At 54.8% G+C, this 14219-nt stretch carries 10 protein-coding genes; 4 read left to right on the top strand and 6 right to left on the bottom strand.

Features of this window, described 5'->3' with window-relative positions:
* Positions 1-348 precede the first annotated feature (348 nt).
* The 4 genes from CLM58_RS03285 to CLM58_RS03270 all read left to right on the top strand — a co-directional run bounded on the left by CLM58_RS03285 (position 349) and on the right by CLM58_RS03270 (position 9954).
* A complete protein-coding gene (locus CLM58_RS03285) occupies positions 349-1767 on the top strand; it encodes a hypothetical protein (RefSeq protein WP_143226508.1) in 1419 nt (472 codons plus the stop codon).
* Between the two features lie 14 nt (positions 1768-1781).
* Positions 1782-3230 carry a hypothetical protein gene (locus tag CLM58_RS03280; RefSeq protein ID WP_095594459.1) on the top strand — a complete coding sequence of 483 codons (1449 nt, stop codon included), beginning with the start codon at positions 1782-1784 and terminating at the stop codon, positions 3228-3230.
* An 843-nt stretch (positions 3231-4073) separates the two neighbouring features.
* Positions 4074-6059 carry a hypothetical protein gene (locus tag CLM58_RS03275; protein ID WP_143226507.1) on the top strand — a complete coding sequence of 662 codons (1986 nt, stop codon included), beginning with the start codon at positions 4074-4076 and terminating at the stop codon, positions 6057-6059.
* A gap of 13 nt (positions 6060-6072) precedes the next feature.
* Complete coding sequence (locus CLM58_RS03270; protein WP_095594457.1) at positions 6073-9954, top strand: hypothetical protein; 3882 nt, start codon at positions 6073-6075, stop codon at positions 9952-9954.
* Positions 9955-9961: 7 nt separating this feature from the next.
* Here CLM58_RS03270 and CLM58_RS03265 read toward each other — a convergent pair whose 3' ends face one another.
* The 6 genes from CLM58_RS03265 to CLM58_RS03240 all read right to left on the bottom strand — a co-directional run bounded on the left by CLM58_RS03265 (position 9962) and on the right by CLM58_RS03240 (position 14143).
* Positions 9962-11680, bottom strand: coding sequence for a SulP family inorganic anion transporter (locus CLM58_RS03265; protein ID WP_229666186.1), 1719 nt, complete (start codon positions 11678-11680; stop codon positions 9962-9964).
* A gap of 101 nt (positions 11681-11781) precedes the next feature.
* Positions 11782-12132, bottom strand: a complete 351-nt coding sequence (locus CLM58_RS03260) for a TIGR01244 family sulfur transferase (RefSeq protein ID WP_095594455.1) — start codon at positions 12130-12132, stop codon at positions 11782-11784.
* Positions 12133-12151: 19 nt separating this feature from the next.
* Positions 12152-13036, bottom strand: a complete 885-nt coding sequence (locus tag CLM58_RS03255; protein WP_095594454.1) for an MBL fold metallo-hydrolase — start codon at positions 13034-13036, stop codon at positions 12152-12154.
* Positions 13037-13054: 18 nt separating this feature from the next.
* Entirely contained in the window at positions 13055-13489 is a 435-nt protein-coding gene (locus CLM58_RS03250) for a YeeE/YedE family protein (RefSeq protein ID WP_095594453.1), read from the bottom strand.
* Positions 13490-13493: 4 nt separating this feature from the next.
* A complete protein-coding gene (locus CLM58_RS03245) occupies positions 13494-13928 on the bottom strand; it encodes a YeeE/YedE family protein (protein ID WP_095594452.1) in 435 nt (144 codons plus the stop codon).
* Complete coding sequence (locus CLM58_RS03240) at positions 13925-14143, bottom strand: YgaP family membrane protein (protein ID WP_095594451.1); 219 nt, start codon at positions 14141-14143, stop codon at positions 13925-13927. Before CLM58_RS03240 ends, CLM58_RS03245 begins: the two co-directional genes overlap by 4 nt.
* Between the last annotated feature and the right edge of the window lie 76 nt (positions 14144-14219).

The following is a 14219-nucleotide window of genomic DNA, read 5'->3' as shown; positions in this document are numbered from 1 at the left end:
AATCCCGACATAGGGGTGGGGGATGGTTTGGATGTCATATGTGACGTTTGCCTTGCGACCGCTGATCCTTAAGCCAAGCTAGATAAGACCAACCGACCCATCCCGCAAGGTCAGCGGATTGCGGCCAATGAGGTTGCCGTCAAGGAATGGGTTTTTCTAGACGTGTCGCCTAGGCGCCGCTAGGCTTTTCCGTGGGCACTAAGGTCAGATTAACTATTTCACTTTGGTCAGAGACAGATGCCAGCAGATACCGAGAACGTCAAACACCTGAAAGAGTGGTACAAAAAGGCCCGCGCCAGCGGGTTGATTTTGAACTTCGCCCTCGCGCTTGGAAAGAAGGACGAAGGAATGATGATCTTCGTCGACAAGCGCAAGAACGCGAAAAAGCTGCTGCTTGACGCGAAGGACGAAGGCGAAACCAACAAGTTCGCCCTTGGTACCATGCGCGTTCAGAAGGACGAGGTTTTTCTGACTTGCGAGAAGAAGCCTCCGGCAGGATTGGCGAAACGCGTCAAGAAATACCTCAAGCTGATCAAGTTGCCGGGTGCTCCAAGCCGCGTGATCATCGTGGATGGGAACGGGCAGACTCTTGAAGACGATGGTGATCAAGATTCAGCAACCAAGGCCGAAAAAGAGGCCAGCGTAGCAGCAAAGGTCGACCCGGCCCAGGCCAAGTGGGAAGCATCGATAGCCAAGGTGAAACCGCAGGCCGTGGCGCGGATCAAGGCAGGTGGCCCTGTTGCCGACAAGCTGAAAGACGCGCTGAAGATGGGCAAGGTGCGGGCCGAGGCGGGCGATTACACCGCCGCGATGAAAACCCTACCGGCCATCGCGAAGCTGCTCAACACCCCAGATGCCCAGGCAGAAACCGAGCAACAGGCGCCGCCTGTCAAGCAAAAGTCCGATCAGGGACCAGCGCAACAATTTCAGGCGCGTCGTACAGAAGTTATGAAACTGCTCTCGGCGGCGCTGAAACAGTTTAGCCCGCATGTGGGTGCTGCCCAAACCGCGCTTAAAGAGGCAATGGAGGCCGCCAAGGCCAAGGACTTCACAGCCGGGCTGGCGGCGTTGGACCAGGTCGCAACCATCCTTGCCCAACCCGTCCCAATGGAACCTCCAGCAGACGATACTGTTTCGAAGAAAGAAGATCTACCCGATGAACCCTCGGAACTGGAAGGTCGGTTGATCTCGACCGCGCGGGCGCTTCAGAAAAGCCTTCTTCCTAGCAAAGAGATTGAACGCCTTTCCAAGGCTTTAACGCGTGCCAGGAAATTGCTCAAAAATGGAGATGAAGAGAACTGTAAGAAGCTCTTAGATCTGATCGCCTCAGCTTTTTCGTCGACGCCCCCTACACCCAAACCAAGTGGTCGCGAAATTGCAGCTCAAGTTCGTGATGTCTGGGATGACGCTTATAGAGTTGTCGGAAACAATCTGGACGGGCTGCGCAAAGCCCTGGGCGCGTTTGACGATCCAAACTGCCAAGAGCTTGCAGACAAAGGGCTGATCTCTTTCACTGGCGGTCTTCAGGTTAAACTGAACAAATCCTTTCTGGAATTGCAAAGTGCCAGTCCCGAAAAGATCGACAAGGCGTGCGCGCAGGCCGAAGACACTTTCCGGGCCTTTCAGTCAATGCTTGATAGCAATGAAGCGGTGAAATTGATTGATGACAACGACTTCGGAGTGCCCATCGGATTGAAAAGCACTCTGGGTGACGCATTGAATGAAATGCGGGGGATCGTAAGTGATCCTACCGCCTCAGTCTCCTAACTGAGGAGGGCCTGATGGGAGAGGCAAAAGACGAATTCGCACCGCCCAAGACTGGCAAAGTCGACGATGACGGTAAGCTTACTGATAAGTTCCATGGACATGAACACGCAGCGAGATATGCCCGGCGACTGATGCGGGCACTTGGCCGAAAACCCGTGTTGATTCCTGACGAAGCGGCCAAGCAGAAAAAAATCGAAGCCGCCGCCGCGCTGCTTTCTGAATATCGGTATACTTCGGACACTGCTCGCGCCGATGACAAAATCCTGACCCTGACAGACGATGAGATGTCAGCCTATTTCGGTGACTCGGACCGGCTTGTTCTGATGAAATGGCTAGAGGACTCGATACACCCGGCCAGTGAAAAGCCCAAAGGAAAACCGATTTCACTGGGACAGTTGAAGAAAATTGTCGCCAAAGAGAAGGCTCGGATCGCGAATGAATTAAAGGGCGATGCCGGCGGAGAGGCTGCTTCGGGAACCCAACGAAAGTCGTTGGTGTATCAGACCCGTGCTGCAAAACTTGCCGAACACCTGATCAGCGAGGCCGAGAAAGATCAGGAAAATCGTGAAAAAGCCGACAAGGCCAGACGTGCAGTTCAGGCACTGCTGTATATCGAATCGATCAGTAAATTGGCTGCTCCTGACGACAACGACAGCGTTGTCTTGCGGGCGCGGTTGGACCAAGTCCAAGAGGAGTTTAAAAAACTCCTTCCGTGGGACGACAAGTTGCAATCCGATGCTGGCTCTCAATTAGATCAAGCTTACTCTAACCTGAATCTCGACGATCTCGACGAAGCCGAAGACTTGATGGAGAAAGTCGAGTCTCGCATGGCGACAGCGCGGGACAAGGCCAAAAAGGATCTTTTGACGCGCCTGGACACCTTAGAGAAGGATATCGCTACTGAAGTTGCAAAGGGCTCGGATCTTTCTACCACAGACAAACATCTGGCAGAGGCCCGAGCTTCGGCAAACAAAGGCGATTTCGAACTGGCCAAAGCCGAAATTGACAAGGCCAAGCTTTTGCTGATCGAGACACAGGGCAAACGCGAAATCGATATCACAAAGGAAATTGAACCGGTTTGGAGAGCGGCACGATCTAGCTTTGAAAATTCACTCGAAAGCATTGAGGACAGGATCCGTTCTCACAAACCGGCATCGGGTGAGACCACGGTTTTGGCGAAGATGGGTATCAAAGCATGGACCACAGACCCGCTGGATCGGGTTACCAAAGCAATAAGAGGCCTAAGCAATGTTTCGGCAGGGCCGACCGGTATGAAAACGCGCCTGCGCGCGGTGGCAACGTTTCGAGAGGTCAAGGCTTCGGTTGAAAAACATCCCGCCGGCCCGCTTCTCGCTAAAAACCCGTGGAAAGTCGACGTCGACATCGCCGCACTTACCGGGGCTCTAGATCAGATTTCCGACACTACATTGAAATCAAACGGACCGGATCCGCAGGGGGGATAAGCAATGAAGGACTCTGTCAACGCAGCCGGCAGCAATGCTTCGTCACCAGAACGAGACTTTTCGATCCGTGTTCTGAAAGTTCTGTACGGAAGAACTGTAGACGTAGGCTTTCTGGGAGAAATCTTGTCTTCAGCTGAAGCAATCGAAGCTCTGAACAAGGCTTCCAAGCCAAAGAAGAAAAAGGCTTCCAAGCTACAGAAGAAGGATCTGCTAGCGTTAGATAAGCTTGTTATCGGAACCCCCCCCAAGATTTTCGAGTCTCCTGAATTGAAAGACAAAGGAGACACAAAGGAAAACCGCCAAAAGGCGATCACTGAATACAGGCGCCAAATCGAGGCTGAACGCCGTTTTGCAGAGAATGACCGCGACGAAGGGCATTCCGAGCGGATGCCGGAACAGCGACTGTCTTTCCTCGCCATGGCCGACAAGCTGATGGACATGAAGGAACCGCAACGCGCATTCGAGTTCCTTGAGTCCGCGCGCGCGATCCGCATGCGCGCAGGCGTAGTCGATTCACGCGATGCAATCCTTTCGGAAAACGTCCTATCCCGAGAAATCGCTGCGGAACGGAAAGCCGCCCAAGAAGACTTGGATGAAAAGCGGAACGAACGCGTTCCGACTCAAAGACTGTCCAAACTTTCTGAAGCAGAAGAAAAGGTGGCAGATGGTGATCTGGATGAGGCTCAAAAAATCCTGACTGCCGCAAAAGCCCTTCGTAAGGGTCTTAGCAACGCCGATGGAGCGGTCGATAGTCTTGCCAATCTGGACGGGACAGCGGTGGATGATGACTATGGGATGCTGGACTATCGGTATCGGGATGCCGTCGCACGGGTGAACGACTTGATGCGGCAAGCCGAAGGATTGAAGGACTTTGCCGAACGATTGAGCACCGCTGAAAGAAAACGACCAGGTAAATACCAGAAATCCAAAGATGTTGGTGCAAATGCGTTGCCCCTGCTTCGCGGCCCTCAGCAAGAACTTGCCTTACTTTCCGTTAAGCTGGGAGGGGTCAAAGACGTTCCAAACACCGAAGACAACAAAGCTGAACTTGAACGGAACGAACGGGAAATTGATACCCTTGCCGATCGCTTGAAAGACGTCGAAGCGCCGCTGCGAAAATGGTTGGCGAAAAAGGCTGAGGCCGGTGTGAACACAATGAAAACGTTCATCAAGACCGAAGACGGGCAGTTGGTCCGAACCGGAGGAAATGAATCAGGAGGAGGCCACGCAAAAGGGCGGTCGAAAACCAACGGTGTCCCGCAAGAATACCTTGATCAGCTTGCTGTTGCTGTTGATGTTCATCAACGCTTCATCGAAGCCGGAGAGCTTGATTGGGAGCATTATCAAGCCTTGGAAGACATTCGCTCTGAAGCATTGAAGGTCAAGCATCACGTTGACGAAAACCTTGTCAATTACCAGCGCTGCGACCATTTCCTGAAAATGGCCCGCGAGAAACTGGCCGATAAACATTACTCTTATCTCACCGCACTACGCGAAAGTTTCGTTCATAAGGTCGATACCTATGAAAAACTCATTGAGACAGACCCTAAAGAAGCGCACGCTCTTCTTGATGCGCTGACAACGGATCTTGCAAAGACCGAGATCAACCAGCCTTTCACGGACGCGGGGCTGGAGCACAAAGCACTCGAAAAACTTTACAACGAGATCAAGAGCCTCCTGACCAAGGACTATGCACCGCTGCTGTCCAAGGTGGTCGCAGAATATGAAACGTATTTAAACTCGGATTCTGACGAACACCTCAGCCGCGGTTTTCAAAATTTCCTTCGCCGTCGCCGCTCCTACAAAGGTATCTATCACTCACAAGTCGAAGAGTATTGGGCAAACTACGACACTGGATCGAACAACGCTCGCAAGGTGCTTCGCTCTCAGTTGGAACCGATGAAGCGTACGATCCGAGAAGAAATCAAAGCGCTTAAATTGCTGGACGGGAAATCCGCTGCTGGCGGGTCTTGGGGTGAACTGAGTGCGCGCGCGACTATCTTGGAAAGAGCGGTCGAAGATCTGGGCAAATCCGAAGCGGAAATCCGCGATCGTTCGGGGCTCGAAAAAGAATACCAACAAATCTACGATTCGGCGCAAACGCAGATCGACAAATACTCGTTTCGCCTGTTGGCCTTCTGGAAGCGGTTCGGGAAAAAAGATCGGCGTATGGACAAACGAGTCGGGGATGCACTTAGCAATCACCGCGTTCTGCTGAAGGCGCTCAAGTCGCGCAGCAAAACCACCAAGACGGTCGATCAGTGGAAAGAGCTGATTGCGGATGCCGAAAAGAAGCGCGCACAAATCGAACGCTTTATTGAGGCGAATTCTATCCCTCGCGCAGACGGCAAGCCCAGCAACGATCAAACAGCCGCGGCTGATGCTTTAAAACGATGCGGAGTAGCAATCGACAAGTTCAAGACCGACATCTCTGATTTTGCCAAGAAGGTCGAGGGTGAACGGGACAAGCTCGACGCAATCGCCGGGAAAAGGGGGTCGGATGCGGGTGACGCCAGAAAGGCTGTCGCGCTGATCGACAAGGAGATCGGCAAAGTTAAACGCTTTGTCGAAGTCTTTGCGAAAGGATTCGACGGCCACGGCTTTGACGTCCTCTCAAAGTCGATCGATGAAGCGGATTCAGACAAGGTAATGGAGCTTCGGGAAAACGCCGTTGCGAAGCTTCGACGGTACCGGACACATCTAACAGATTCTCAGCTTGGTCGACTGTATGCCTCGAACCCCTTCGACGAAGGCGCAAGGGCCGTTCCGCTTCGGCTCGAATTGATCCGCGCTGAAGGTATCCTTAACACCAAGATCAAGCCAAGCTAAGGAGACAGCAAAGATGGACACCTTACGCTATAAACAGTGGCTGGAAACGGTCTGCGGAAACAGAGACGACTTTTTTGACAATATGGAAAGCCGCCAGGAAGAGCGTGTAGCCTTTTTGGACAAACAAGTTTCGGATTTGCTCAAACCCCAAAGCATGGATGCAACCCGTAATCTTCTGATGTCGATCAAGATGAAGACGGAAGACGGCACAATCAACGTTTTGGAAAGCACAACCAAGTCGACCCACAAGATCAAACGGGAAGGCAGAAGTCTTAGGATCATTAAAACCACTAAACCCAAAACGAATGTTCCCGACACCGAGTGGGACGCTGTTGATGATCGTGCAGGCCAACTGACAGGTGCCGAGATCGATGGGAAAAAGGTCGACTTCACCTCGAAAGAAGGCACGGAGTTGATACGTAAAATGGAAAAGGCGATGCAGCCTTACCTCGACCTTTCACGCGATATGGCAAGACGTGGAATGTTTACGGATCGCGAGATTGAGGCCGAAGTTTGGGCACCGCTTGTCCGGCAGGGCGTCCTTCCGACCAACCTAGTTCCGGATGAATACAGTGAAACCATGCGCGCCACACAGGAAGGTGCCGAGGTTTATCGCAGGCTGATGGACCGTGAAGACGGGACTTCGATGGGATCGGACCCGGTCGGCATCGGCATCAAGGTCGCCAAACACGTGGTTAACGCGATCAAGGTCACTGGTGATGGGATCATGCGTAACCTGCAGGAACCCGGGCTGGCAGACATCATGGAGGCCAGCCGTCAGGACTTTGCAGAATTCATCCACGCACGAGAATACAAAATGGATGTAAGCCCTGAAGGGGTCGAAAAGCTTAGCGCTTTGCGCAAAATCGAAGGCAATGGCGAACCGCTTCCAGAAGATGCCGACGCGGACAAAATCTGGGCCGACCACAAGGAAGAACTGAAGGCGGCAGGGATCGAGGACAAAGAAGAACTGGAAGCCGTCATGGAGAATGATCGGCGAACCAATGATGTCGAGACCATGATGACAGCCTACGGCGAGGAAGGCGACACGACGCCCACCCAGGTCATGATGGGAGAGTATGAGGAATATGACGGCGATAAGGACTTCAATGAATGGCTTGATGACGAGATTAAAGACGGTGGCGGCATCGACCAGAAAGTTGAAGAAAACGATCAGGAAATCCTCAAACTTGATGCTCAGGTCCAAAGCGGAGACCTAAGCCCTGAAGAAGCGGCAAAGGCTCGTGCGCAAATCGCGGATCTTGAAGAACAGAATGCGGCCCTGAAGGAAACAAAGACTTTCCTCAGCGAAAACGAGGGTCAGGTCAAAGGGATGAAGATGATGAATTCCTTTGGCAAACACTTGCAATACAAGGCGATCCAGAACGTTGCTGGGACGGTGATGACCACAGCCGTGGAAACCGCCGAAAAAATCCATCAAAAGCAGCAAAAACGCGAGGTCGCCCTGGGCGTCGCAAACGGCATCGCCGATGTACTAGGGGAAGCAGTCCAATCCTTGGGAGTCAGTGATGGTGAGTTGGAAGTCACCAGTGCCGAGGACAGGTTGTCCCAGGGCCATCTGGACGAAGCTCATGACGCCAAATTCTACACGGCGGCCGCCAAGGGTGCGATGGCAAGCCTTGTCTCTCTTGGCACCGCTGTCGCTGAGGGCGGTAAAGGTCGGCCCATGCGGGATCACTTTCTGGATTTCGCTTCATCCCTGATCAACTGCGGTGCCGATGTTGTTTCGGGCTTGGGAACCAATGATGGCTCAATGCCGACGACCAAAGAAGACAACACCGACACTCGGGCCGAATACTCCAGCTACGCCTTAATACCAAAATCTTCAGCCATTCTTGTCGCCGCAGCCGGTAAGCTGCAGGACCTTTGGGTGGCCGGAAAGAAGAAAGAATTCATGGCCGAGGTCGGCACGATCCTGGCAGGCGGCGTCTCGGCAGGTGTGACCGGAGTAATAGGAGATGCGACCCGCAAGAACGTTGCCCTCGAAGATATCGGGGAAGGCTGGGACAACGAACAGAACGGTGATCCGTTTGTGTCTCCTTTCATAGAAATCGAAGGGGCCGGCGGCCAGACAAGTTTCGGAATGAACAGCGACATGGCCACCGTAGCCGACCAGCGGGCCGCCCTTGAAGACACGTTGGACCTGTTTCAGGGGCTACATGGGGATCTGTCTGGCTCTTCAGACAAGACCCCGCCTGATCTGAAGATCCTGCGCTCTGGAGTGGACTCAGCGATTAAGGCCCTTTCTGAAGTTACGCCCGAAAAAGATGAGAAGGACGATGGGAAGGATGCCGCTAGAAAGCTGCTTTCCGAGCTGAGAGATTTGGACGTTGCGCGCAAGAAGCCCGAAGACATCCACCGAATGCTGGACGACGCGCGCAGCCATATCGACACGGCCATTTCCGAAGTCAGAGACAGCGCAAAACGCAAGGATCAGGCCATTCTCAGCAAGATGGGCCCCAACGTCGACCGCGAGAAAATGGGCAGCGACCTAAGCGATCTACAAGATATGCTCGACAATCTCAGCGGGGACGATGCTGCAGATCCCGACGAAATCGAACGGAAGATCATTGAAATCCAGAAGGAGATGATGAAGGACCCTCGCATCCTTTTGGAAATGGACGCCGAACTGGCCGAAGAAAACAACCGCATCGAAGAGCTAAAAAGAAAAGCTGACATGACGCGCCTTGATAGCCTCGGCAAAGACGAAAACCCCGGGGAAGCCAGACAAGAAGCTTTGGACGCAATCGCGCAACTGACGCGCCAGCTGAAAGCAGACGAGCTGAAACTCAAAATGGCGGACAAGGGCACAAAAGGTGCGCTTGGGATCGCCCTTGCCTCGGTTCCTGGGGCGGCGTTGGCAATGAAAGTCCGCAATCTTGGTTTCCAAATCGCAGCCGCTGAAAAACGGCGCCGGGATCTGTCCATATGGGTGAAACAGATGGAGGCCATGGCAGGGAACTATTCCGTCTATGAAAACGTGGCCGCAGGCGAGAAAGCGACACTGGAAAAGCTTTATGCAACCGATATCGTCGACGCCGTGGCAGAAACCATGGGCATCGTCGCAGAGACTATGCGATTGATCGACCACACTCACGCAACTGCCGGTGCCATGACCTCGTTGGAGAAAAGCGTAAAAGCCGTGAACAGCGCGGCGAAAGACTACCTGCAGCAAGCAAACATCAAAGAAGGCTGGGCTGCGTATCTCGAAGCAATCGACAATCCAAGCAACCGGAGACAGGCGCGCGAAGCCATTCGCAAGAACACGACATTCGCAAAGTGTGTGCTTGCTTATGGCGCTTGTATCGATGGTGACCAGCAAGCCATCAGCGCGGTTCAGGCCTGTGGCTTATCCGCAGAGGTTTTGATGGACGACACGGACAATTGCGACGCGGCTGTTGACTATCTGCGGGCCCGCCTAAGCGATACCGAGTATGAAATCATTGCAGACCAGAAATCGGGTGACTGGCTTCCATGTGAGGCCAAACCACGATTGCCAAACTGGTTGAAAATCAAATCCGAGGCTTGCGGTTTGAGGCCTGCCATGTCGGATGCCTCTTTCAATTCGTCCGATGTGGATTCTGCGATGTACAAGTATGAAGAAGCCCTTGCCGCCTACACGGCTTCACAGAGAGAGCTCAAGGCCGAAAATGCAGCCAAGGCGCAGGGTGACGGATCCGGCCAACGCAACAACGACAAGAAATCGGTCAAGCGCACGCAATTTGAAACCGATCAAGCGGCTTTCATAAAGGCTCAGACTACCCTGAATGATGCATTGAAAAAGTGGACACCTCTTTCAGAGAACGGTCGTCCGCATAAAAGGATGATAACTGCTAGGAACGAGGTCGTCGCAGCTCTGGCGAAAGAGGGCTAGCCAAGCTCTATTTTGCTACATTCAGTGGAGTGAGTTCGTGTGTCGCCTGATATTGCGACAAGAAAACTTGCCCGGTCAGCGCGTTCAGAAAGTGAGTCTTCTGCAATCGGTCCATGACCGGTCCCTTGACCTCGGACAGGTGCAGTGTGACCCCCATTTCCTGAAGGCGCAGGTTGATGGCCTCAAGGCTTTCCAGCGCGCTAAGGTCGATGAAATTCACCGCAGGGCACATCAGCACCACATGTTTCAGGGCCTTATCCTCGGACACGCGGTTCAGGATATAGTCTTCCAGATACCGGGCGTTGGCGAAGTACAGGCTTTCGTCCACGCGAATGGTCAGCAGGGTCGGGTGGGTCTGCACCTCATGGCGCAGGATATTGCGGAAATGCTCTGTCCCGGCAACAAGGCCAACTTCGGCAATATGGGGCCGCGAGGTGCGATAGAGATACAGCAGTACGGACAGGATCACCCCGGCGGACACGCCGACCTCTACCCCGACGCCAAGGGTCAGTAGAATGGTTGCGAGCACGGCCATGAAATCGGCCTTCGAGTAGTTCCAGCTATGTTTCAGGACGCTAAAGTCCACAAGGCTAAGCACCGCAACGATGATCGTTGCCGCCAGCGTGGCTTTGGGCAGGAAGAATACCAGCGGGGTCAGGGCAACGGCGGCAATGGCCAGCCCGACCGCGGTGAACGCACCAGCGGCGGGGGTCTCAGCCCCGGCATCATAATTCACAACCGAGCGCGCAAAGCCGCCGGTAACCGGGTAGCCGCCCGTGAAGGCCGCCCCGATATTTGCAGCCCCCAACCCGATCAGTTCCTGATCCGGATCGATCCGCTGCCGCTTTTTAGCGGCCAGTGTCTGGGCGACCGAGATGGATTCCACGAACCCGATGACCGAGATCAACAGCGCGGGCACCGCCAAATCGCGCAAAAGCTCTGGTGAGAATGATGGCATGGTCAGGGGCGGCAGGCTTTGCGGCACCTCGCCAACAATCCGAACACCCTGATCAGCAAGCCCAAAAGCCCAAACCGCCACGGTCGAGAAAACGACGGCCAGCACGGGGCCCGCTTTGGTCGCAACACCTGCGGCCCCGGCAGACAGACCCAGCCGCATCAACATGGGCTTCATCCCCATGCGAACCCAGAATAGAAAACCCGTAGCGGTCACGCCGATCACCAGCGTTGGCAGGTTGACCTGGCCCAAGTGCTCAAACAACGACAGGACAAGTTCCAGCAGGTTGTGGCCCGACGCGTCCACACCAAGAATGTGCTTCAATTGGCTTGCTGCGATGATGATGCCCGATGCCGTGATGAACCCCGCAATGACCGGGTGGGACAGGAAATTCGCAAGGAACCCCAGCTTGAAGACCCCCATCACCAGCAGAATGACCCCGGACATCAAGGCCAATGTCAGCGCGGCCAGTGCGTATCCCATCGTCCCCTGCGCCGCGACCTCGCCGATTGCAGCGGCGGTCATCAACGAAACGACAGCAACCGGCCCCACGGCCAAGGCGCGGCTGGTGCCAAAGATCGCGTAAAGAATGATCGGCAGGATCGAGGCATAGATACCGGCCTCGGGCGGCAGGCCTGCCAACAGGGCATAGGCCAGCGATTGCGGGATCAGCATGATCGTGACGATCACCGCGGCGATCAGGTCGTTCGACAAGGCCTGCTTATTATAGGCACGGCCCCAGTCGAGGATCGGAAAATAGGTTTTCAGCATCGGAATTGGCCTCATTCCCTTTATTAGAGGCTGGCGGAGCAGCGGGGATTGCTCCGCCAACCATTTCCTCACCCGAAAAAGGGAGATCGGGCAAGGAAGCCTTAGCTGGCAGTGCGCGCCAACTTTGGCATTACCAACTCAAACAAGGTGGTCGATCGTGCGCCGGACCGGCAGTAAGCCAGAACGGGGCCGGGGCTTGTGTTCAGGGCATCTGCGAAACCCTGAATGATCGCGGGGTCCAACGTACCTGGCTCTACAGGTAGATAGGCAAACTGAAGACCCGCCGCCTTTGCCGCCTCGGCGATCTCTGCATATGGCGGCTGGTGCGCTTCTTCACCGTCTGGCCGGTTGCAGATGATCGTGCGGAAACCCAGCTCTTTCAAAGGCTGAACATCGGCAGCAGTGATCTGTGGGCTGACCGAGAGGTCAGCCGTGAGTGCATTGATTTCCATGATTTTTCTCCTGCGGCGCTTAGAGGCCGTTGACTGGAACCTTCAGCATGGGAACACCGTCCTTATCGGTCGGCACCTCACCCGCGCGCATGTTCACTTGAAGCGACGGGATGATCAGTTTCGGCATGTCCAGTTGCGCGTCGCGTTCGGTCCGGAACTTGACGAAGTCTTCCTTGGACTTGCCCTGACCCACGTGGATATTGTGCGCTTTTTCATCGCCCACTGTGGTTTCCCACTCGATGTCGCGACCATTCGGGCCATAGTCGTGGCACATGAACAGGCGAGTCTCGTCCGGCAGGGACAGGACCTTCTGGATCGAGTCATAAAGCGTTGCCGCATCACCACCCGGGAAGTCGGCGCGGGCCGAGCCACCATCAGGCATAAACAGCGTATCACCCACGAAAGCCGCGTTCCCGTAGACATGAACCATGCAGGCCGGTGTATGGCCGGGCGTGTACATCGCGAAGGCAGGCATATTGCCAACCATGTAGGTGTCGCCATCCTTGAACAGCGCATCAAACTGCGATCCGTCACGCTGGAATTCGGTGCCTTCGTTGAAGATCTTACCGAAGGTATCCTGCACGACCATGATCTTGTCGCCGATGCCGATCTTGCCACCTAGTTGCTCCTGGATGTAGGGCGCGGCGGACAGGTGGTCGGCATGGACGTGAGTTTCGATGATCCACTGCAGGTCCAGACCACGTTCCTTGATCACGCGGATCAGCTCGTCTGCGTGGTCATAGGTGATGCGGCCCGCCGCATAGTCGATGTCCATAACGCTGTCGACAATGGCACAGGCGTTCGAGGTCGGATCCTTCACGATATAAGAGATCGTGTTGGTCGCCTCATCGAAGAAGGCGTCAACCTCGGGTTTGATGTCCATATTAACTGGATAGTCAGTCATAATCAGACCCCTTTCGCTTCAGTTGTTATGCGCATTCGCTGCGGCGCGAGTTTGCAGTGTTTTGGCAAGCAGGATGCCCACCACGAGGGCTGCGCAGAAGACGAGTACGTCTACGCTGCCAGTACCAATGGCTGGCAAGGCGCCACCCGGGCAGAAGCCCGCAATGCCCCAGCCAACACCGAAGACCAGCGAGCCGCCGATCAACTTGGCGTCAATGGTCCGGCTGGACGGCACGTGAAACTGCTTGTCACAGACAGGCGCTTCACGGCGCATAACCAGACGGTAGCCGATGAAGGTTACGATCAGCGCTCCGCCCATCACGAAGATCAGGCTCGGGTCCCAAGACCCGGCGATGTCGAAGAAGTTCAGCACCTTGGCCGGGTTGGCCATGCCAGACAGAGAAATACCAAGACCGAAGATCAGGCCGCCGATATAAGACAGGATCAATCGCATGCTCTTATCCTCCGATCACGTGGCGGATGACGTAGACAGTGACGCCAGTGCTGAACATAAACGCCAGTGTCGCCGCGATGGATCGAGGCGACAAACGCGCCATCCCACAGACCCCATGGCCTGATGTACAGCCCGACCCATAGGTCACGCCAACACCCACGATCACACCACCGACTGCCAACATTGGCATCGACACGGGAACCTGGACCGCTGGCATCTCTCCGGTCAGCAGCAGCATCGCCGCCGGACCAGTGATCATCCCAAGGAACAGGGCCAGTCGCCATCCAAGGTCAGAACTGGAACTGGGCGCGACGATCCCGGCCAGAATACCGGTCGCGCCAAAAACACGGCCCATGGTGGCCATCAGGAAAACCGCGGCAAGGCCAATCAGAACACCGCCTGCCAGCGATTGATAAGGCGTAAATGCTGTCTCGATCATTGGGCCACCTCGCAAGTCTTAAAGCCGAAGATGGAATAGATCGGGCAGACGCGAGTGGCCGACACCGTCAGCATCACCAAGCCCACTGCGACGGCGATGATCTGCAGCGCCATATTCTCAAAGATCGCCAAGTCGGCGGCTAAAGCCAGCGCCAGAAGGCTCACACCAATAGCCGCACGTATGACACGGTCTATTGTCCCCACATTTTTAGTCATTGTTCGCTCCGTTTCCGTTGATCTGGATTTAGGCACGGTCCGGCAGCGCTTCAGTGACCAAGTCACCAAACTTGTG

Origin of the sequence: Actibacterium pelagium (assembly GCF_002285415.1) — a bacterium.
Classification (GTDB): Bacteria; Pseudomonadota; Alphaproteobacteria; order Rhodobacterales; family Rhodobacteraceae; genus Actibacterium_B; species Actibacterium_B pelagium.
This window is presented reverse-complemented; position numbering and strand designations above follow the sequence as displayed.